The sequence below is a fragment of the Mesorhizobium sp. M6A.T.Cr.TU.014.01.1.1 genome, from assembly GCF_004022765.1.
Classification (GTDB): domain Bacteria; phylum Pseudomonadota; class Alphaproteobacteria; order Rhizobiales; family Rhizobiaceae; genus Mesorhizobium; species Mesorhizobium mediterraneum.
The window spans coordinates 78776-99079 of sequence record NZ_RZPG01000026.1; the positions used below are offsets into that span (position 1 = coordinate 78776).

The 20304-nt window shown below is 63.8% G+C and carries 20 protein-coding genes; 7 read left to right on the plus strand and 13 right to left on the minus strand.

Annotation, left to right across the window (positions count from 1 at the left end; genetic code table 11):
* Positions 1-3 precede the first annotated feature (3 nt).
* Positions 4-993, minus strand: a complete 990-nt coding sequence (locus tag EN885_RS25610; protein WP_128243485.1) for a zinc-dependent alcohol dehydrogenase family protein — start codon at positions 991-993, stop codon at positions 4-6.
* A gap of 105 nt (positions 994-1098) precedes the next feature.
* Here EN885_RS25610 and EN885_RS25615 point away from each other — a divergent pair, with 105 nt between their 5' ends.
* Together EN885_RS25615 and mutL are read left to right on the plus strand one after the other, a co-directional pair.
* Positions 1099-2001, plus strand: coding sequence for a LysR family transcriptional regulator (locus tag EN885_RS25615; RefSeq protein ID WP_128243484.1), 903 nt, complete (start codon positions 1099-1101; stop codon positions 1999-2001).
* An 84-nt stretch (positions 2002-2085) separates the two neighbouring features.
* Positions 2086-3960, plus strand: a complete 1875-nt coding sequence (gene mutL, locus EN885_RS25620) for a DNA mismatch repair endonuclease MutL (RefSeq protein WP_128243483.1) — start codon at positions 2086-2088, stop codon at positions 3958-3960.
* A gap of 70 nt (positions 3961-4030) precedes the next feature.
* Here the strand turns inward: mutL and EN885_RS25625 are convergent, their stop codons facing one another.
* Positions 4031-4924, minus strand: coding sequence for a DMT family transporter (locus EN885_RS25625; RefSeq protein WP_128243482.1), 894 nt, complete (start codon positions 4922-4924; stop codon positions 4031-4033).
* A 90-nt stretch (positions 4925-5014) separates the two neighbouring features.
* Here EN885_RS25625 and EN885_RS25630 point away from each other — a divergent pair, with 90 nt between their 5' ends.
* The gene (locus EN885_RS25630) at positions 5015-5941 is read left to right on the plus strand and encodes a LysR substrate-binding domain-containing protein (protein WP_128243481.1); all 927 of its coding nucleotides are present in this window, start codon (positions 5015-5017) and stop codon (positions 5939-5941) included.
* A 143-nt stretch (positions 5942-6084) separates the two neighbouring features.
* Positions 6085-6318, plus strand: coding sequence for a DUF2093 domain-containing protein (locus EN885_RS25635; RefSeq protein WP_027153867.1), 234 nt, complete (start codon positions 6085-6087; stop codon positions 6316-6318).
* 25 nt (positions 6319-6343) lie between these two features.
* On the opposite strand, the gene lpxK is transcribed toward EN885_RS25635, so the two are convergent.
* From lpxK to EN885_RS25665, 6 genes are all read right to left on the minus strand, one after another.
* A complete protein-coding gene (gene lpxK / locus EN885_RS25640) occupies positions 6344-7372 on the minus strand; it encodes a tetraacyldisaccharide 4'-kinase (protein ID WP_126106990.1) in 1029 nt (342 codons plus the stop codon).
* Position 7373: 1 nt separating this feature from the next.
* Positions 7374-8690 (minus strand): lipid IV(A) 3-deoxy-D-manno-octulosonic acid transferase, encoded by a 1317-nt coding sequence (waaA, locus tag EN885_RS25645; RefSeq protein WP_128243480.1) that lies wholly within the window; start codon positions 8688-8690, stop codon positions 7374-7376.
* On the minus strand, positions 8687-9475 hold the full coding sequence (locus EN885_RS25650) for a lysophospholipid acyltransferase family protein (protein ID WP_126106991.1): 789 nt from the start codon (positions 9473-9475) through the stop codon (positions 8687-8689). Before EN885_RS25650 ends, waaA begins: the two co-directional genes overlap by 4 nt.
* A 5-nt stretch (positions 9476-9480) precedes the next feature.
* On the minus strand, positions 9481-9726 hold the full coding sequence (locus EN885_RS25655; RefSeq protein WP_095485661.1) for a DUF4170 domain-containing protein: 246 nt from the start codon (positions 9724-9726) through the stop codon (positions 9481-9483).
* Between the two features lie 76 nt (positions 9727-9802).
* Positions 9803-10609 carry a 3'(2'),5'-bisphosphate nucleotidase CysQ gene (locus tag EN885_RS25660; RefSeq protein WP_128243479.1) on the minus strand — a complete coding sequence of 269 codons (807 nt, stop codon included), beginning with the start codon at positions 10607-10609 and terminating at the stop codon, positions 9803-9805.
* The gene (locus EN885_RS25665) at positions 10596-11939 is read right to left on the minus strand and encodes a TldD/PmbA family protein (protein WP_126106993.1); all 1344 of its coding nucleotides are present in this window, start codon (positions 11937-11939) and stop codon (positions 10596-10598) included. The genes EN885_RS25660 and EN885_RS25665 overlap by 14 nt, the downstream gene beginning before the upstream one ends.
* A 347-nt stretch (positions 11940-12286) precedes the next feature.
* Between EN885_RS25665 and EN885_RS25670 the strand changes: the two genes are divergently transcribed.
* Genes EN885_RS25670 through EN885_RS25680 form a run of 3 tightly spaced genes read left to right on the plus strand, consistent with a single transcriptional unit; the run spans position 12287 to position 14460 of the window.
* Positions 12287-13360: a glycosyltransferase family 2 protein gene (locus tag EN885_RS25670; protein WP_128243497.1), complete on the plus strand. Its 1074-nt coding sequence runs from the start codon at positions 12287-12289 to the stop codon at positions 13358-13360.
* A complete protein-coding gene (locus EN885_RS25675; protein ID WP_095485658.1) occupies positions 13335-14027 on the plus strand; it encodes a class I SAM-dependent methyltransferase in 693 nt (230 codons plus the stop codon). Before EN885_RS25670 ends, EN885_RS25675 begins: the two co-directional genes overlap by 26 nt.
* On the plus strand, positions 14020-14460 hold the full coding sequence (locus EN885_RS25680; protein WP_245458058.1) for a GtrA family protein: 441 nt from the start codon (positions 14020-14022) through the stop codon (positions 14458-14460). Before EN885_RS25675 ends, EN885_RS25680 begins: the two co-directional genes overlap by 8 nt.
* Here EN885_RS25680 and EN885_RS25685 read toward each other — a convergent pair.
* The 5 genes from EN885_RS25685 to EN885_RS25705 all read right to left on the minus strand — a co-directional run bounded on the left by EN885_RS25685 (position 14457) and on the right by EN885_RS25705 (position 20129).
* On the minus strand, positions 14457-15068 hold the full coding sequence (locus EN885_RS25685) for a hypothetical protein (protein WP_245493144.1): 612 nt from the start codon (positions 15066-15068) through the stop codon (positions 14457-14459). The two genes, EN885_RS25680 and EN885_RS25685, sit on opposite strands and share 4 nt — an antisense overlap.
* Before the next feature lie 7 nt (positions 15069-15075).
* Entirely contained in the window at positions 15076-16239 is a 1164-nt protein-coding gene (locus EN885_RS25690; RefSeq protein WP_128243477.1) for a hypothetical protein, read from the minus strand.
* Between the two features lie 111 nt (positions 16240-16350).
* Positions 16351-18321, minus strand: a complete 1971-nt coding sequence (locus EN885_RS25695) for a glycoside hydrolase family 127 protein (protein WP_128243476.1) — start codon at positions 18319-18321, stop codon at positions 16351-16353.
* 24 nt (positions 18322-18345) lie between these two features.
* Entirely contained in the window at positions 18346-19203 is an 858-nt protein-coding gene (locus EN885_RS25700; RefSeq protein WP_128243475.1) for a carbohydrate ABC transporter permease, read from the minus strand.
* Positions 19203-20129, minus strand: coding sequence for a sugar ABC transporter permease (locus tag EN885_RS25705; RefSeq protein ID WP_128243474.1), 927 nt, complete (start codon positions 20127-20129; stop codon positions 19203-19205). The genes EN885_RS25700 and EN885_RS25705 overlap by 1 nt, the downstream gene beginning before the upstream one ends.
* Positions 20130-20304: the final 175 nt, after the last annotated feature.

Sequence of the window (20304 nt, forward strand, 5' to 3'; positions counted from 1 at the left end):
CGGTCAAACCGTCACGACAATCTTGCCGAATTGTTCGTTCGATTCGAGAAAGCGATGCGCCTCGACGATCTGGTCGAACGGAAAGGTCCTGGAGATTACCGGCTTTAGCGCTCCCGACATCAATCCGTCGAGGATGAACGCCTTGGCAGCCTCCAACTTCGCTGGATCGCCAGTGAGTTCGTGGACGAGATAGCCGCGCAGCGTCAGCGTCTTGGCCAGCACGGCGAACAGCGGGAACGGCGTCGGCTCGGGGCTCAAGCCGCCATATTCGATGAGAATGCCGCCGCGTGCCATCGCCACCGTCAGCGGCTCGAATATCGGGCCGCCGACCGCGTCGAGCACCACTTGGATGTTGTCCGGGCCGGCGATCTCCTTCAGCCGGGCTTCCAGATCTTCGTCCGCTGAAGCGATGACGTGGGCCGCGCCGAACTTGAGCAATGCCTCCTTCTTGGCAGATGTCCGTGTGACCGCGATCGGGGTCGCACCAACGATGTTGGCAATCTGGATCGCTGCAAGTCCGACACTGCTCGATGCTCCGGTGATGACGACAAAATCCTCCCTGCTGAGCTTGGCAATGTCAATCAGTGCGCCATAGGCGGTGAGATATTGCATCCAGACGGCTGCCGCCTCTTCCCAGCTGAGCGACGGCGGATGCTTGACCACGAGCTCGGCGGGATATGTGGCAATCTCGCCATAGGCGGGCCAGCAGGCCATCGACAATGGCGGCACGACGCTGACGGCGTCACCTGGCGCAAAACCGTCTACGCCTTCGCCGACCGCTTCGACGACACCCGCTGCCTCAAGGCCAAGACCGGAAGGCAATGGCGGCGTCTGGATATAAGTGCCCGAACGCAGCAGCGCCTCGGCCCGGTTGAGGCCCAACGCCTTGACCCGGATCTGGATCTCGCCCCGAGCTGGCGCGGGAATGTCGAGATTCTCGATGCGCAGAACCTCGGGACCACCATGCCCATGAAAACGAACAACGCGTGCCATCCGGCCACCACTCCAAAAATATTTGAACCGAATAGGCTATGCCAGCGGCCGCCTGGCAGATAAATTGCTGCCTAGGCAGAACAGTAGAAACTGAGAGTTTTGAATATGGATCGCCTTACGAGCATGGCCGTGTTCGTCAAAACCGTCGATCTGGGCTCGTTCGCGGCGACCGCTGCCGCTCTGGATCTGTCCGGACCGATGGTCGGCAAGCATGTTCGGTTTCTCGAGGAGCGTCTGGGCGTGCGCCTCATCAACCGGACCACTCGCCGCCAGAGCCTGACAGACTTCGGGCGCGCCTATTATGAGCGTTGCCGAATGGTAATCGCTGAAGCCGAGGCCGCGGATGCGCTCGCGGCCGATCAACTTTCCGAACCACGCGGAAAGCTGCGCGTTATCATGCCGGTGCATTTCGGCCGGCGCTGCGTTGCTCCGATCCTGCTGGAACTGGCGCAGCAATATCCCTCGCTCGAACTCGACCTGTCGTTCAGCGACCCCCTCGCCGATCTTGCAGAGGATGGCTGCGATCTTGCCATCCGGACCGGCGATCTGGAAGACCAGGCCGGCGTGATGGCGCGTCGCATCGCGCGACAGCGCATGGTCGTCTGCGCGTCGCCATCCTATCTGGAGATGCACGGGTGGCCACAGCAGATAGGGGATCTCGGCAGCCACCAGGCCATCATCTACCGCCGTTCGGGCCGTGTCGTTCAACCATGGCTGTTTCCGCGCAATGGCCAGCCTGCGCTGGAGGTCATGCCGGTCAGCCGCTTGCGGCTCGACGACCTCGATGCGATCGCCGATGTCGCGGCCGCCGGCATGGGGCTTGCCTGGCTGCCATACTGGCTGGTTCGTGAGCGCATTCAGGCCGGCGCACTTGTCCCGCTGCTGCCGGAACAGCCGGGATTTCTTTACGACGCCTATGCGCTATGGCTGCAGACGCCTCACTTGCCGCTGAAGGTCCGTCTTGCCGTCGACGCGCTGGCGGCTGGATTGCCCAGGCTCATGACGTGAAGAGCGCGGTCCGTTCGCGGTAAGCCGCGGATTCCTTAATTCTACCTCTCCCGTATGGGCCGCGAATCCGCCTATAGTGCCCTCATGCCCATTCGCCAGCTCTCCGAAACGATGATCAACCAGATCGCCGCCGGCGAAGTCATCGAGCGTCCGGCAAGCGTGGTCAAGGAACTGGTCGAGAACGCGCTAGACGCGGGCGCTGCCAGAGTCGAGATCGTCACCGCCGGCGGCGGGCTCAACCTGATCCGCGTCACCGACGACGGCTCGGGCATCCCGGAAAAGGAACTGGCGCTGGCGATCGCGCGCCATTGCACATCGAAACTCGCCGACAACATCCACGACATCCGCTCGCTCGGTTTTCGCGGCGAGGCGCTGCCGTCGATCGGCTCGGTGGCGCGGCTGTCGATCCGCTCGCGCACGGCCAACGGCGACACCGCCGCCGAGATCGGCATCGAGGGTGGCCGCGTGTCCGCCGTCAAGCCGGCGGCCGCCAATCGCGGCACCACGGTCGAGGTGCGCGACCTGTTCTTCGCCACGCCGGCGCGGCTCAAATTCATGAAGGGCGAGCGCGCCGAAAGCTCGGCGACCAGCGACGTGATCAAGCGCATCGCCATCGCCTTCCCCGCTGTACGCTTCACGCTGGCCGGTTCCGACCGCTCGACACTGGAGCTGCCGGCGACCGACGACAGCCCGGAAGGCCGGCTGCGCCGCGTCGCGCAAGTGATGGGCGCCGACTTTCCGGAGAATGCCATCGCCATCGACGCCGTGCGCGATGGCGTGCATCTGGCCGGTCACGTCTCGATCCCGTCCTTCAGCCGTGCCAACGCGCTGCAGCAATATGCCTATGTCAATGGCCGGCCGGTGCGCGATAAATTGATTGCCGGCGCCATCCGTGGCGCCTTCGCCGACGTGCTGCCGCGCGATCGCCATGCGGTGACTGTGCTGTTCCTGACGCTCGATCCGGCCATCGTCGACGTCAATGTCCATCCGGCCAAGGCCGACGTACGCTTCCGCGATCCGGGATTGGTGCGCGGGCTGATCGTCGGCGCCATCCGCGAAGCATTGGCCAATGCCGGCATCCGTGCCGCCACTTCAGGGGCAGCCGGCATGATGGCGGCATTCCGGCCGGGCGCGGCGTCCTACGCCCATTCAGGACCGGCCAACGGCCACCGCAGCTACGAGGCGGCCTACCGTGCCTCCGGCTCCGCCGGTTTCGACCCGGCCCGCTCGCCGCAACGGCCGCTGGACATGGGGTTTGAAAATACCGAACCAGGAAATGGCGGCTTCGGCGAAAACGATCAAGCGGCGTTCGACGCCGGCCCGCTTCACAGCGCCGACGCGCGTGCCGGACAGACTGAGACGGCGGAGACGCTGCTTGGCACGGTGCTGGGTGCCGCACGCGCCCAGGTGCACGAGAACTACATCGTCGCGCAGACCAGGGATTCGCTTGTCATCGTCGACCAGCATGCAGCGCATGAGCGGCTGGTCTACGAGGCGCTGAAGAACGCGCTGCATGCGCGCGCCGTGCCGTCGCAGATGCTGTTGCTGCCGGAGATCGTCGACCTGCCGGAAGAGGATGCCGAGCGGCTCGCCATGCATTCCGAAACGCTGGCCCGCTTCGGCCTCGCCGTCGAGCGCTTCGGCCCGGGTGCGGTCGCCGTGCGCGAGACGCCGTCGATGCTCGGCGAAACCAACGTCCAGCAGCTGGTGCGCGACCTTGCCGACGAGATCGCCGACAACGACACGGTCGATACGCTGAAGGAACGGCTGGACAGGATCGCCGCGACCATGGCCTGCCACGGCTCGGTGCGTTCCGGCCGCCTGCTCAAGCCCGAGGAGATGAACGCGCTGCTGCGCCAGATGGAGGCGACGCCGGGCTCCGGCACCTGCAACCACGGCCGCCCGACCTATATCGAGCTCAAGCTTGCTGATATCGAGCGGCTGTTCGGGAGGCGCTAGCTCAGCGGATGCGACAAGAGCCGCTCTTCAGCGGCTCTTTTGAATCAGGTGAATCTTCCAAACTTTTGAATCAGCGCTTCAAATTCACCACGATGACGCCGCCGAGCGCCAGCGCACCGCCGAGAATGCCAAGCAGCGTCGGTACCTCGCCCAGCCAGAAGAAGCCGATCAGCGTCGCCACCGGCGAAACCAGATAGAGGAAGTTCGAGGCACGCGCCGCCGGCAGCCGGGAAAGTGCTGTTGCCCAGGCGGCGTAGGCGATGAGGCTCGGCACGATGCCGAGAAAGATGACGGCGCTAAGCCCGGCGGTATCGGCAACTGCCGCCTGCGCGAGGCCGCTTGGCAGGAACGGCGCCAGGCAGAGCGCGCCGAGCACCATGTTGGAGGCGGCGATGGTCAGCGGGTGGTGGCGGGCAAACAGTGGCTTCTGGACGATGGTGTTGACGGCCGAGCACAGCGCTGAACCCAGCACGAGCAGCGCGCCGGTGTTGAAATGCAGGCCCTGCCCCTCGCCCATGGCAATGATGCCGATGCCGGCGAAGGAGATGGCTGTGCCTGCCCAGGCCATGCCCGAAAAGCGCTCGCCGAGCAGCGCCATCGCCATGATCGCGGTGAAGATCGGGCTGACATTGATGATGAAACCGGCCGCGCCGGCCGAAACCGTCAGCTCACCGAAATTGAGCATTGCCGTGTAGAGCGCGACGAAGACGGCGCCGCCGAAGACAAAGCGCCATAACTCGTCGAGCTTTGGCAGCGCAGGCCGCTTGACGGCGAGGAAGATCGCCGCCGGCACCGCCGCGATGGCAAAGCGCAGCGCGCCGAGTTCCAGCGGCCCGAAGGCGGCGAGGCCGGCGCGGATCGCCGGGAAGGCGGAGGCCCAACCGACCACCGTCAACGCCACCGCAATGGCTGCAGTGGTGTCCATCCGCTGTGTCGAATTCAACGTTCCGGTACAGGCGCTCATTTCATTTCTCTCGCGTTTCATATGCTCAAACACACAAAACGCCTTTCCTGACCGGTTGACAAACGACCAAATCGAGGGTCAGCTGTGACTATGGATCACAGCTCAGACGCGATGCTGCCGCTTGAAACCCTGCGCGCCTTCGACGCCGCGGCGCGGACGGGCAGCTTTTCGGCCGCTGCCGAAAAACTCAACCTCACCCATGGCGCCGTCAGCCGGCAGATCGCCAAGCTCGAGGACTGGCTCGGGCTGAAAGTGTTCGATCGCGGCGCGCGCGGTGTCTCGCTGACGATCGAAGGCAACCGGCTGCATCTGCGCACCACTGAGGCCTTCGCGCTGATATCCAGCAATTCGGACCGCTGGATCGAGCCGCGCGGCACCGCCGTGGTGCGGCTGACCTCGATCCCCTCGGTCAGCGGGCTGTGGCTGATGCCGCGCATGGCGGCGCTGGAAAACAATCCGTCCAAGCTGCGCATCGTGCTCGACGTCGATATCCGCCAGGCGGACCTTGCCGACGAGGGCATCGATCTGTCGATCCGCTGCGGCCGCGGCCGTATCCCCGGCCGCGTCTCGGTGCAGCTTTTCGAGGAACACGTTTTCCCCGTCGCCTCGCCGGACCTCGCCAAGGAGATCGGTCGTGGCGACCCTGCCCGGCTGCTCAAATTCCCGCTGATCAACGATTCGGACGCCTCGGCCTGGCGCGCCTGGCTTGCCGCGCAGGACATCGACTATCGCCCGCGCCCACAGGACCGGCGCTTCGAGGATTACAATCTGGTGCTCGATGCTGCCACCCACGGCCTCGGCATCGCGCTGGCACGGCCACCGATGACCGAGCATCAACTGAAGTCAGGCCGCATCGTCGCCGTCGACGACCGCATGGTTCTCAGTCCGATATCCTACTGGCTCGACCGGCCTATGGGGCGACCGCGCGCCGCCGCTGCCGAGCTTGCCCGGCGCATCGCGCTCCAGGCCGGGCTGGCGGCGGAAAAGATCGAGGATTTCATCGTAGCTGAGCAGTAGGATGCCAGGCATCCACTTTGCCGGCTTGCTCGGCTGATTGTCGTCCGAAACGGAGCCGACTAAACCCAATCTTGTCTCGCTCCAAGCTTGACCTTGCCGGCAATTTGTGGCGATGACATCGTCATGAACCTTGGCTCCATGTCATGATGAACCGTTTCGAAGGCCCCGGCGGCAAGGAAGCCCGTATCCGCTACCTAGACGGCGACTTCCAGGTGACCAGCCCCGGCGCCTTCGTGCGTTGCGCGGTCACCGGCGAAAGCATCCCGCTCGATGAACTCAAATACTGGAGCGTCGCCAGGCAGGAGCCCTATGTCAGTGCTGCGGCCTCGCTGCGCCGCGAGATCGAGGCACATCCGGAATTGCGCAGCCGGCGTTAAACCAGCTTCCGGATCGGCTCCAAAGTCACCCCTTCAGCTTGCGCTGCCGCCAGGCATCCAGCGTCTCGTCGATGATGCGTTCGGGCACGTGGTCGGGATCGAACACGGTGTCGATTTCCAGCACATCGAGCTGCCCGAGGAACTCGGCAGGCGCAGCATCGTGGCGCAGCCGGGCGGCGTCCTTGGCGGTGGTGATGAGGGCAAGTCCGGCACCTCGCGCTGTCGTTGCCAGTTCGGCAAGCTCGTCCTCACCATAGAAATGATGGTCTGGAAACGACCGGGTCAGCACGACTTGGCCGCCGGCCTCACGGACCGTGTCGAAGAATTTGTCGGGATGACCGATGCCGGCAAAGGCCAGAAATCGCTTGCCGACCAGCCCCGCCGTCCTGCTTGGCCGTGTACGCGCCTCGAAGATCGGCCGGCCGGCGCGCGCCGCCTGGCGGACGACCGCATCGGCAGCAAGGCCCTCGCCCATCTTCAGCAGCGCGCTGGTGAAAACCAGCTGGTCGACGATACCAGCCCTGAGCGGACCGCCAGGAATGACGCGGCCGTTGCCGACGCCGTAGCGCGCGTCGACGACGACCAGCGCGTAATCGATATGGATGCGCGCGCTCTGGAAGCCGTCATCCATGATCAGGAAATCACAGCCATGCTTTTCCAGCAGAAGACGCGCGCCGGCGGCCCGGTTCGGCGTGACCGCGACCGGCGCGTGCTCGGCCAAAAGCAGCGGCTCGTCGCCGACATGCTTGGCGGCGTCGTGATGCGGATCGACGACATGCGGCTGCGCGAAGGAGCCGCCATGGCCGCGCGACAGGAAGCCGGGATTGAGATGCATGCGCCTGGCCTGTCCGGCGAGCGCGATCGCCACCGGCGTCTTGCCGGTGCCGCCGACGGTAAAGTTGCCGACACACAGCACCGGCGCCTCGACCTTTTCGCGCGCCGCCGAGCGCATGCGGCGGCCGGCAATGAGGGCATAGATCGCGGACAGCGGCGTCAGCGCCAGCGCGCGCCAGTCCGGTTCTTCCCACCAGAAGGGTGGCGCTTCGCTGGCCACCTTAGCGGCCGCTGGCGCCCTTGAGGCGCGACTTGACGACCAACGGCTGAATATAGGGCTCAAGCGACTTCAACGTGAGCGCCAGCGCGCCGCGCATCTCGTCGACGGTCGCCGCACCGGCTGCCATCATTTCGTGGCGAGCCACCTCGTTGCTCAAAAGGAAATTGACGGCGCCGGCCAGCATGTCGCGGTCGCGCACCAACTTGGCACCGCCGCTGTCGAGCAGGCGCTGATAGGTCTCGCGAAAATTCTGGACATTGCGGCCGGCCAGCACCGCGGTGTCGAGCATGGCCGGCTCCAGCGGATTCTGGCCGCCCTCGGAGGTGAGCGAACGGCCGACGAAGGCAATCTCCGTCAGCCTGAGATAAAGCCCCATCTCGCCGATCGTGTCGCCAAGCAGAATGTCCGTATCGGCGGTGATTCTTTCGCCCTTGCTGCGCCGAGCGACTTTCAGGCCCATCCCGGAAATCTGCGCGGCAAGCGCTTCGGCGCGATCGGGGTGGCGCGGCACGACGATCGTCAAAAGACCGTGGTGACGCTTGTGCAGCATCGCGTGAACCTCGGCGGCGACCACTTCCTCGCCGTCATGGGTCGAGATTGCCGCCCAGGTCGGACGGACGCCGATCTGGCGTTTCAGCGTGTACAGCGCCCTTTCATCGGCCGGCGGCGGCGTCGTGTCGACCTTGAGATTGCCGGATACGGTAACCGGCCGGGCGCCAAGCGAGAGGAAGCGCTCGCCGTCGATTTCCGACTGGGCGACGACATGGGCGAGATTCTCGAACAGCGCCTCGGCGATGTTGGCGCGCTTCTTCCAGGATTTGAACGAACGGTCCGACAGCCTGCCATTGACCAGCACTTGCGGCACACGGCGCGCGCCGAGCTCCAGGATGGTCATCGGCCAAATCTCAGATTCGGCGATGATCGCCAGATCCGGCCGCCAATGGTCGAGGAAGCGGCTGACCGCCGGCTTGAGGTCGAGCGGCACATATTGGTGGATGATGCGGTCGCCGAGCCGTTCGTCGGCAACCTGAGCGGAGGTGACAGTGCCCGTCGTCAGCACGATGTTGACGCCGTAGTCGAGGATGCTCTCGACCAGCGGCACGACGGCGATGGTCTCGCCGACGCTCGCCGCATGGATCCAGATCACCGGCCCTTCGGGACGCTCGCGCCCGGCGATTCCATAGCGCTCGCGCCGGCGAATTCGGTCCTCCTTGCCCCTGGAGGTGCGCCAGGCAACATAAGGACCAATCAGCGGATAGGCGGCTGCGCCCGCGAAACGATACGCCGTCAGGAAGGTGCGCGCCCAGCGCCCGCTCATTTCGAGCCATCCACGAGGCGATAGGCCTCGGCGGTTGCGGCGTTGAGCGCGGCCGTGACCTCCTGGCGCTTGCGTTCCATTTCGGCCTCATCCGCATTGGCCGGAACGAACACCGGCGTTCCCACGACGATCGAGGAGCGGCCGAACGGCAGATTGATCGTGGTCTTGTCCCAGCTGCGCTCCAGCACCTTGCGGCGGCTGGTGGCGATTGCCGCGGGCAGGATCGGCCGGCCCGAGAGCCGCGCCAGGAGAACGATGCCAAGCCCCGCGTCGCGCGGCGTGCCATGAGGAATATCAGCGATCATGGCGACGTTCTTGCCGGTGGCGAGCGACTTTTTCAGGGCAATCAGCGCCTTGGCGCCGCCCTTGTCGAGATGCTTCGCGCCTTCGCGTCCGCCCGAGCCGCGCACCGCCTCGATACCGAATTTCTCGATCATCAGCGCGTTGAGCTCAGCATCGGCACTGCGCGAGACCATGGCGACCAGCGGCCGTCCCTTGGGGTAGTAGGCAGGGGTCAGAAGATGCTGGCCGTGCCACAGCGCAATGATGCCCGGCTCGAATTGCGAGTAAGCGCCACCCGATATCTGCGCCGATCCGTCGACAACGCGGTTGGTCAGGCGGATCAGACGAACGAACTGCGCAAATAGGCTGGCGATGGCGTTCTTGACAAATCGCGATTGCGCCAGCGGTTCGCGAATCTTGCGCCAGAATGTCCGCGGGGTGCCGCCAGGATGCCTTCTGACTCCAGACCTCGTGGCCGATCCTTTCACCGCTTCATGATCCATCGATTTCAATCGGCAGCCTTGGTGTCGGGGTCGAGCAACCGGTGCAGGTGAACGACGAAATACCGCATATGAGCATTGTCCACGCTGGCCTGGGCCTTGGCCTTCCATGCCGTCTGCGCGGATTGATAGTCCGGATAGATGCCGACGATGTCGAGCGCGTCGAGATCACGGAATTCGGTCCCGCCCAGCGTCTTCAGTTCGCCGCCGAACACCAGGTGCAAAAGCTGCTTCTTTCCGTCTTCCGCGGTCATGTCGGTCCTTCACATATCGTGAGTTTGTGACAGGTCTAGACCAAAGCCGCCGACTTTGGAACCATTGATGATATGTTCAACTGTCCTGCCCGGCGATGATGCCGGAGAGGACGGCGAGCAGTTCGCCGCTGCCGGCAACCAGGGCGCCGTGGCTGATCACTTCGCCGGCATAGCGCGGTGCGCGGCCCTTCTGGTCGAGCAATGCGCCGCCGGCCTCGCGCAAGATGAGGTCCGCCGCGGCGATATCCCAGTCATGTGCGTTGGGTTTGACGAAGGTTGCGTCGAGCATGCCATTGGCGACCATCGCCAGCCGGTACGCGAGCGAGGGAATATAGGGCACGCGGTTCAGCCGGCCCTGCCATTCCGCCGGCAACAGGCCGACCAATGGCTTCGGCCCGCCGATTTCGACCATCGCTGCCGGGCGGCGCACGGTGATGCGACGGCCATTCAGGAACGCCCCCTCACCGGGCAGCGCCCAATAGGTCTCGTTCGTGGCCGGACATTCGAGCACGCCGGCGAGCGTGCGGCCGTCCTCGACCACCGCGACGCTGACGCACCAGGTGCGAAGGCCTTCGAGGAAGCCGCGCGTGCCGTCGATCGGATCGACGACGAAGGTGCGGCGGGCGGCAAGCCTTGCCGGATCGTCGGCCGTCTCCTCCGAGAGCCAGCCATAGTCAGGACGTGCCGCAAGCAAGGTCTCGCGCAGATAGGCGTCGGCGGCGTGATCGGCCTCGCTCACCGGCGAGGTGCCGCCCTTCATCCACACTTGCGGATTGTTGCCGAAATAGCGCATGGCGATGACGCCCGCCTCGCGGGCAGCGTCGCGCAGCAGGGCCAAGTCCTCGCGGGCATCGGCGGAGGTGACTTGGTCAAGCTCCGGCAAGGGTCATGCCTTCGATCAGCAGCGTTGGTGCGGCGGTGCCGAAATTGCGATCGAGATCGCTCGCCGGAACCATGTTGAGGAACATGGTCTTCAAATTCGAGGCGATGGTCACTTCCGCAACCGGATAGGCGAGCTCGCCATTCTCGATCCAGAAGCCGGAAGCGCCGCGGCTGTACTCGCCAGTCACCATATCGACGCCCTGGCCGAACACTTCGGTGACGTAAAAACCTGATTTGAGCGACTTGATGAGGTCTTCGGGCGCCCGCTCGCCCGGCTCGATGGCGAGGTTGGTCGACGATGGCGAGACGGAGGAGCCGTTGCGTGAGCCGCGCCCGTTGGTGGTCAGCCCCAATTCCCGCGCGACCGAGGTCGACAGGAACCAGTGGTTCAAAATGCCTTTCTCCACCATGAGCAGTCTTTCGCCCTCGATGCCTTCGCCGTCAAACGGACGCGACGCCTGGCCACGGCGCCGCAGCGGCTCATCGGTGACGGTGATCGCGGCCGCCGCCACCTGCTTGCCCATCATGTCGCGCAGAAAACTGGTCTTGCGCGCGACGGACGCGCCGTTGATGGCGCCGGCGAGATGACCGGCGATGCCGCGAGCGACACGCGGGTCGAACACCACATTGACCGGGCCGGTCGCCGCCTTGCGCGCGCCGATGCGCCGCGCGGCGCGTTCGCCGGCCTTGCGGCCGATGTCCTCAGGCGCGTCGAGATCGGAATAATGCTGGCGCGAGGAGAATTCATAATCGCGCTCCATGCCGGTGCCCTCGCCGGCGATGACGCTGGTCGAGCGCGAAAAGCGCGACGCGACATAGTGGCCGACAAAGCCGTGCGAGGTGGCGAGCACCAACCCGCCAAGCCCGGCACTGGCGCCGCTGCCGGCCGAATTAGTAACGCCCTTGACGGCAAGGGCGGCCGCTTCCGCGGCCAGCGCTGCTTCCTTCAACTGGTCGGCCGAAATTTCCGTCGCGTCGAACAAATCGAGGTCGCGCGGCTTATCGACCAGCAGGGCCGGATCGGCGAGGCCCTGATAGGGATCCTCAGGGGACACTTTGGCCATCGCCACGGCGCGCTCGGCCAGCGCTTTCGGGTCTGAGGCAGCGGTCGCCGAGACGCTCGCCACCCGCTTGCCGACGAAGACGCGCAGCGAGACATCCTCGCTCTCGGACGCGTCGGTCCCCTCGACCTTGCCAAGCCGCACCGACACGCCAGTCGAGCGGCCGCGCACCGCAACCGCGTCTGCGGCGTCGGCTCCGGCCCGTTTGGCCGCTTCGACCAGGGCCGCGACGCGGTCGGTCAATTTCGCTGAGTCCAGCGTATCGGTCATGCGCATAGTCCTGTTTTTCCGCCTGACATAAGTGGCGGCCGCTCCGCACCATCTATTGTTCCGATGTGGCTTGTGCAATGGCAGAAGTGGCAAGCAGAATAGATCGGCCAGCGGACATCGGCTTCAGGCGGCATGACCGAAGAGGTTCCTCAAAGACTGCTTCGCGCCAGGTTCGGACCGGCCGACAGCTCCTTTGACGTCGTGTCTCGATCACATGCGGACGTGTCGATCGCGGTAACGCCGCCTATCTCCTTTCCCACGCATGATCGGCATCTACCCGAACCATTAAATTAGCATTTTCTTGTGTACCTTGGGAACTTTGTAGCTTGCGTTCCATTTTCAACCGCATGCGAGACTCTGTGATCCAAAGCATCAGGACTGCGGTGAACGTGTCGCCGCCACGGTACTCGTTGGTCCTTCCCATATACAATGAAGAGCAGGTCCTGCCTCGACTGATCGAGCGGATCAGCTCCCTGATCTGCCGGTTGGACGGAGAGGCTGAGGCGATCTTCGTCGATGATGGAAGCCTTGATGGGAGCGTCGAATACCTTCGGAACGTGGTCGCCGTCGAGCCGCGCTTCCGGCTGATCGAGCTTTCCCGCAATTTCGGCCACCAGGTCGCGATCACGGCCGGCATGGACGCGGCTGCGGGTGATGCAGTCATCGTCATGGATGCCGACCTGCAAGACCCGCCGGAGGTGGTTCTCGATCTGGTGGCGAAGTGGAAGGAAGGTTTCGAGATCGTCTATGCCCGCCGCGTCAAGCGTGAGGGCGAATCCTGGTTCAAGCGCATTACGGCGAGTCTCTTCTACCGCCTGCTGGAGAAAATGACGTCGGTCGACATCCCGCGCGACGTCGGCGATTTCCGCCTGGTCGGCCGCAAGGCGCTGGAAACCTTCAAGCAAATGCCCGAACACGACCGTTTCGTCAGGGGCATGTTCGCCTGGATGGGGTTCAAGCAGACGGCGGTGCCTTTCGAACGCCCGGCGCGGACCCTGGGCCAGACCAAATACCCATTCTGGAAGATGATGCACCTTGCCGTTCACGGCATCGTCAGCTTCTCCGAGAAGCCGCTGCGCATGGCTCTGTGGGGCGGATTGGCCATTTCCGCGCTTGCGGCAGTGTTCGGCGCTTACGCCATCTTCGCCTGGATTTTTGAAACCGGCATCATTGCCGGCTGGACATCCACCGTGGTGATCGTGTCGCTCCTTTGCGGCATCAATCTTTTCATGACCGGCGTGGTCGGACTTTACGTCGGCGGTATCCACGCCGAGGTGAAACGCCGTCCGCTTTACGTGATCGATCGGGTCACCGGATTCGATAAGGCGATGCGTGCCGCTCCTCTTGGTGAGAGCCGAAGATCGCTTCGAAAACCCAGGAATGGAGCCTCGGCTGATGGCCGAACTCTTCGACAGCTATAAATCAAATTATGGCGAGGCGGTCGCAGGATCCATCCGGTTTTCCGGCCTCAGGCACGACTTCTTTCTGATCGCCAAGGCCGACCTGCTGCGGCGTCTCGTTGCCGAACGAGGGCTTCGGCAGGGCGGGGCTAATGTGCGGGCGCTGGATATCGGCTGCGGCGTCGGTTCGCTCCATCCTTATCTCGAAGGCGCGTTCGAAAGCCTGGATGGCTGCGACGTCTCGGAGGAATCGATCCTGCGCGCCAGCCGGGACAATCCAGGTGTGATCTATCACGCGTGCATCACGCTGCGCCTGCCTTATGAGGACGGCGCGTTCGATCTGGCTTTCGCCAGTTGCGTCGTCCATCACGTTCCGCCTGTCTCCTGGCTCGATTTCTTCCGGGAAATGCGGCGCGTCGTGCGGCCGGGCGGCGTCGCCTGCATCATCGAGCACAATCCCTATAATCTGCTGACGCGTCTTGCGGTGTTGCGGTGTCCATTCGACCAGGACGCGGTCCTGCTCAACGCGGCCAAAGCAAGGTCCCTCTTTCAGGAGACGGGTTTTCGGGATATCCGATCCGAGCATTTCCTGCTGCTGCCCTCGGCCAGGCCCTTCGCCAGAAGACTCGAGCGCCTGCTTGCTCCTCTACCGCTCGGGGCCCAGTATGCGTGCAGCGCGCATGTCTAAGGGCCGTTCGACCGCCGGTGCCGGGCTGAAGCTGCTGGCGCGCTTCGGGCTGGTCGGCATCGCTGCGACGATCCTTTATGCTGTCCTGGCTACCGTCTTGATCAAATCGGAATGGATCGGCGTCACGCCCATCCAGGCGTCGCTTGCGGCTTACGCCGCGGCAGCCGTGTTTTCGTATCTCGCGCACAAATCGGTAACCTTCATGTCGAGCGGATCGCATCGATCGGAAGCTGCGCGTTTTCTCCTGCTGACGGCGACAGGCTTCGGCATGGCTTATGCGGTGCCGGCACTTTTGACGATGAAACTCGGCCTGCCGCCCATCATCGCCGTTCTGGTTACATGTTTGCTTATTCCAGCGGTCAATCTTCTCATGCTCGACCGATGGGTTTTCGCGCAGCGAGGACCCGGCCGGCAAAGCGACCGCTCCACCTAATCCGTGTCAATGGCATCGAGCCGGAACGACACCATCTTGATGGAGCGCTTGTAGATGTTGCTGGCGGCCGGAGTTTGCGGAATGCCGTCGAGATAGTCGAAGGCGATGTCGAGTGTATCGGTCTTGCCGAGAGCCGCCGGTGGAATGATGAACGTAACCATCCGTGGTTCTTTGCCAGACAGCGTCACCGCCTGCGCCCGAACCCCGTTCACCGAGATCACCACCCTCTGCGTGATCTGTGGTGGCCGAATGACGGCGGCCATTTGCAGCGTGGCAGCCAAGCCGTGACCGAGCGGCGGTATCTCCAGGCGAAGCCGCGAGGTCTCGCCCAGCGAATGGGTGCCGTCGCCTGCCGACCCCGACCAGCCGCAGACCTTCATGCTGGCTGCCCGTTTCGCGCCGTCGCTGCGGAACGATACCGTCTCGCCAAGTGTGTAGCTGCCGACGGCATCGCGGTTGAGGCACGTGGTCGTTTTATCGATGTAATAGGCGCGATAGTCGGCGTTGACGTTCGGATCGAGAGCAAGCGCAAGGATGACGATCTCGGACCCGGCCAGAATCGCCGCGAACGCGTAGCCGCTGAGCCAGGCGGCGCGTCTGTAAGGCACTAGAGTGTCAGACCAGGGCAAGGTAGCCCCCGATCCACGCCGCAGTCATGAAGTAACAGGCGCCCAGGAAAATAACCAAAGCCGCTAGGTAGGTCAGCCTCGACACCGATAGCAGGACGGCCAACAACATTGTCAGAGGCGCAAGCCCAATGACGTACCTGACCATCGAGGCCAGGTTGGTGATCAATGGCAGGATGATGCAGAGCGCACAGAACAGCGCAGCGCCATATTGCCTGCGAGCCGCCAGAACGGCCGACAGCGCCAGTCCGGCGATCGCGGCGAGCGCGCTCCATTGCGGCGCGGTGGGCAGCCAACCCGTCTTCGGAACGGCGGAGAGCCCGTCCCATAGAAAAACGAGTGGATTGCCCGCTACCCGTCCAAATGCGCGCTGGACATGCAAGAACGCAAAGCCGTCCCCGATCGTAAGATAAAGAAACAGGATGTAAACGAACAAACCGGCAGGTGAGATGAGGATAGCGACGAGCAGATCCGGCCGGCCAAGCACCCAGCGCGGGAAGGACAGCGTCGATCCGCCCTGCTCGCGGTGCTCCCTGAGCATTTGAATGACGGTCGCAAATACGACGAGAACTCCGACCAGCCTCGTCGCCGACAGGAGCGCGGATAAAACGCCCGCGGCCAGATAGCTGGAGCGCTTGAGCGCCAGAAAAACGCACGAGGTCAGGAGCACGAAAAGAGGTTCGGTCAGGAACGTCGTGAAGTGAAAAGAGAACGGGCCGCTGAGCAGAAAGGCGCAATACAGCACATAGGCCCGCATGTTCTTCTCCAGCAGCGGCCATGCCACCAGACAGGCGGCGTAGCTGCAAACAATGGAGGTGATGGTGGCGACCAGTATCGTCTGGAAAGGGAAAACAATCCGGATCGCCGCCACCAGCATCGGATAGAATGGAAAGAAGCCCCAGCGGCCGACATTGCTGTGGTTTGGAATGGGAAAGCGTTCGTAACCTTGTTCGCTGATGTCAATGTACCAGGCGCAATCCCACCGGCAGAGCGCACGGGCATAAGCCGCGAAACCCGATTCCTCCGATACCGAAGCAAATGCCGCATAGCGAATGGCTAGCCCGCTGACGACGAAAAGGAGCGGCACCGCCGCGACGGCTACGGCTATAGAGCGACCGCCAGCGCTCGGACGCGCGACATCTTCGAGCGCCAACTCTGCCTCCACCCATTCGAGTGGCTGGCGCCACTCTCCCCCTCTAAATTAGCGCAGTGGCGGCAAATTCAAGACAATGCCTTTCGTCGGCTCAAGATCCGCATTCGCGGATCAGGAGTTCCTCAGCCAAACCAGCATCTCGCCGGGATCGCGGTTGTCCCAGGCGAAATAGGGAACGGCTTTGACTTTCGTCTCCTCCACTGCCGGCGGTTCGGTGCGATAGAGCCCGTCTTCCCAGTTTTCAGAGGCCTCTTTCTCGGCAACTGCCGAGAGTGTCACGACGCCGCCCAGAAGGTTGGGCTCCTCACGCGCCTCGATCTTTGCCGTCCGCGGCAGAGCTATGCGATGCAGCTGGCCGGCATTGTCGGTCTCCTCGACGCAATAGATCAGCGGACCGCGGGCTAGCGCGACGCGGCCGATATCCTGGCGCACCTGCGGATTGGCGTAGAGGCGGTCGACGGCCATTTCGAGATCGAGTTCCACCTGATCGCCCTTGCGCCACTCGCGGCGGATCGCGGCATAGCCGTCGCTGGTTACATCATCCAGATCGACTGCCTCCCCGTTCACCTTGAGCGCCGCCTTGCGGCACCAGGCCGGCAGGCGCAGGTGCAAGGTGAACTCGGTCGGCGCCTCGGGCTCGATCGCGATCGAGACTGCCCCGTCCCAAGGATAGTTGCTGGTCTGGATCAAGGTCACCGGCCCGCCAGCTATATCGAAACGAGCCGTGCTATTTCCATAGAGGTGGACAGCCAGCGCGTCGTCCGACAGGCTGTAGAAATAGCTGCCGATAGAAGCCACCATGCGCCCGATATTGGGCGGGCAGCAGGGGCATCGATGCCATTTCCAGCGGTGGTGCTTGCCCCGGCTTTCCAGCGGGTTCTCGTAGAAAAAAAGCGAGCCGTCGAGCGAAAGGCCTGAAATCGAGCCGTTATAGAGCGCCATCTCCATCATGTCGGCATAGCGCGCATTGGGGCCCATTCCGAGCATGCGGCTCGCCCAGAACACCAGCCCGACCGAAGCGCAGGTCTCGGCATAGGCGGTTTCGTTGGGCAGATCGTAGTCTGATGTAAAGCCCTCATTGTGCGACGATGGGCCGAGGCCGCCGGTGACGTAGAGGTTCTTGGTCATGAGATCGTCCCACAGCCGGTCGAGCGCCACCCGCAGCGTGTCGTCGCCATATTCGGTCGCGATATCGGCCATGCCGGAATAGAGATACATCGCCCTGACCGCATGGCCCACAACCTTGTCCTGTTCGCGCACCGGCTCGTGCGACTGGCTGTATTCGTAGGTCTTGAAATGATAGGCTTTTGGGTCCGCGCCGCGGGCCAGCGCCTCCTCGTCGAAATAATGCGGCTCAAGGCCGCGCTGATCGATGAAGTACTTTGCGAGGTCCATATACTTCTGCTCGCCGGTGACCCGCGCGAGCTTGACCAGCGCCAGCTCGATCTCCTCGTGGCCGCAATAGCCCTTCTTCTTGCCGGCCTCGGGACCGAACGTCTCGGCGATATGGTCGACATAGCGGCACATGACGTCGAGCAGCTTGCGTTTTCCCGTGGCCTGGTAGTAGGCGACCGCGCCTTCGATCAGATGGCCGGCGCAATAGAGCTCGTGGCAATCGCGCAGATTGGTCCAGCGCAGGCCGGGCTGGATGCGCTGGTACCAGCTGGAGAGATAACCGTCGGGCTGCTGCAGCTTGCCGTACATATCGATGACGGCGTCGATCTTCTTCTCCAGATCGTCATTGCGGCGGCGGTAGAGTGAATAGGCGGCGGTCTCGATCGTCTTGCCCCAATCGCTGTCCCAGAACATCTGCGTCGTCACCGTCGAGCCGGTGAACTCGTTGCCGGCGGCGGCTGCCTCGTCCGGCGATGGGGAGTGGAACGGAATGACGACGCCGGGCGATGGCCGGTCCGGGTCGATCTGCTCGAGCATGCGCGCCTCGACGCAGCGGTCATAGAGGATATCGGCGGTCCTGGTGGCGACTGCATCGACGCGGTCGCCCCAAAAGCCCCTGATATCGACCTGTGGCACCGGCAGCGGACGGAAGGCGAGCTTCGGCTTAGCGGATTGCGATGCGGTCATCAATTTACTCCGTTCGAATAGGGATCACTTCACGGCCCCTGCCATGAGGCCGCGGATGTAGAAGCGCTGCAGCAACAGGAAGAGCACCAGGCATGGCACCATCATCACGGTGACGCCGGCCTGCACCGCGCCCCAATCGATGGCGCCGAAGCGGCCTGACTGAAGCGCCGTCATCATGATCGGCAGCGTGAATTTGGACTGGTCGGTCATCAGCACCAGCGCTGCCAAGAACTCGTTCCAGGCGCCGAGGAATGCGAACAGCGCGATAGTGACGATGCCGGGCCAGACCAGCGGCAGCATCACTTTCAAGAGCATGGTGACATTGTTGGCGCCGTCCATGCGGGCGGCCTCCTCGATCTCGCGCGGCACCGCGTCGAAGGCGTTGCGCATCATGAAGATCGAGAACGGCAGCTGCAGCGTGACATAGACGCAGACCAGCCCGGTCAGCGTGTTGTGCAGGCCGATCTTGGTCAGCACCAGGAAGATCGGCGTCAGGATCGACTGGAACGGGATCATGATCGTCGACAGGATGACGACGAAGAGCAGGTTCTTCAGCGGAAAGCGGAAGCGGGAGAAGCCGTAGCCGGCCAGCACGCTGACGATCACCGACAGCACGACCGTCATGACAGAGACATAGATGCTGTTTTCCGCCGGCAGCCAGAGGCCGTCGCCGAACGTATTGAGCGTGGCGTAGTTCTCGACCGAAAAACCCGTCGTCGGCCAGGGCGGCAGCGGCGGCTGACGCGATTCCTGCGCCGGCTTGAACGCCGAAAGCACGGTCCAGACGATCGGCGCCAGAAACAGCACCGAGGCGATGATGCCCGTCGCGTGCTCGGCGATCTGCATGCCGATACGGCGTTTGCGGCTCTTTGCCTGCGCCATCAGTCGACGCCCTCCGGTTGGCGCAGCAGCCGCAGCTGGATGAGGCTGAGCGCGACCAGGATGACCAGCAGGATCATCGACAGGGCGGCGCCGTAGCCGAGTTTGAACGACACGAAGGACTGGTTGAAAATCCAGTAGACGGCGGTCAGCGTCTGGTTGCGCGGCCCGCCGCGCAGGATGATGTAGAACTGGTCGAAGGCGAGCACCGAGCCGGCAACCGACAGAATCAGCGCCAGCGCCAGGGTCCGGCGCATCAGCGGCAGGGTGATGGCGCGAAACCGCGCCAGCGGCCCTGCCCCATCGATCATCGCCGCCTCCTGCAGATCCGGCGGTATGGATTGCAGGCCGGTCATCAGGATGATCATGGTGAAGCCCGCCACCTTCCAGACGACCATGGCGATGATCGACCAGAACGCCGGCTGGAACGTCGCCAGCAGATTGACCTTCCTTTCGGTCAGGCCGAGCTCGAAGGCGGCCGGGCTGAACAAGCCGGAATCGACATTGAGCAGCCACGACCAGAGCAGGCTGGCCGAGGCGAACCCGATGACGGCCGGCATGAAGAAGGACGTCCGGTAGAAGCCGGTCAGCGGCCGCGGCCGTTCGATGAAGAGCGCCAGCGGAAAGGCGACGACGAAGATCGCGATCGTGACGATCACCGTGTAGTAGCCGGTGAATTTGAGCGCGTTCCAGAACCTGGTATCGCGCAGGATCGCCCAGTAATTGTCGAGGCCAATGAAGGAGTGCGCGCCCATCAGCGGCCAGTTGTGCAGCGACATCCACGCGGTCATGCCGAGCGGGACGATGAAGAAGACGACGACGAGGGCGACGGCCGGCGCGACATAGAGCAGGCCGATCCACTGCCGGCGGCCGGCGCCGACCAGTTTGCGGCGGCGTGCGGGTGTGGTGATTGCTGCGATGGAGGTCATGGCTCTACGTCCCCCTCCCCCTCGAGGGGAGGGTCCGGCCAAAGGCCGGGGGTGGGATCCTGCGTGCAGCGCGCCGACGAAAAAGAACGTCGAGCACTTCGCAGACGACCCCACCCGGACCTGCGGTCCGACCTCCCCTCAAGGGGGAGGTGGGGCTGGCGCTCATCCGCCGGGG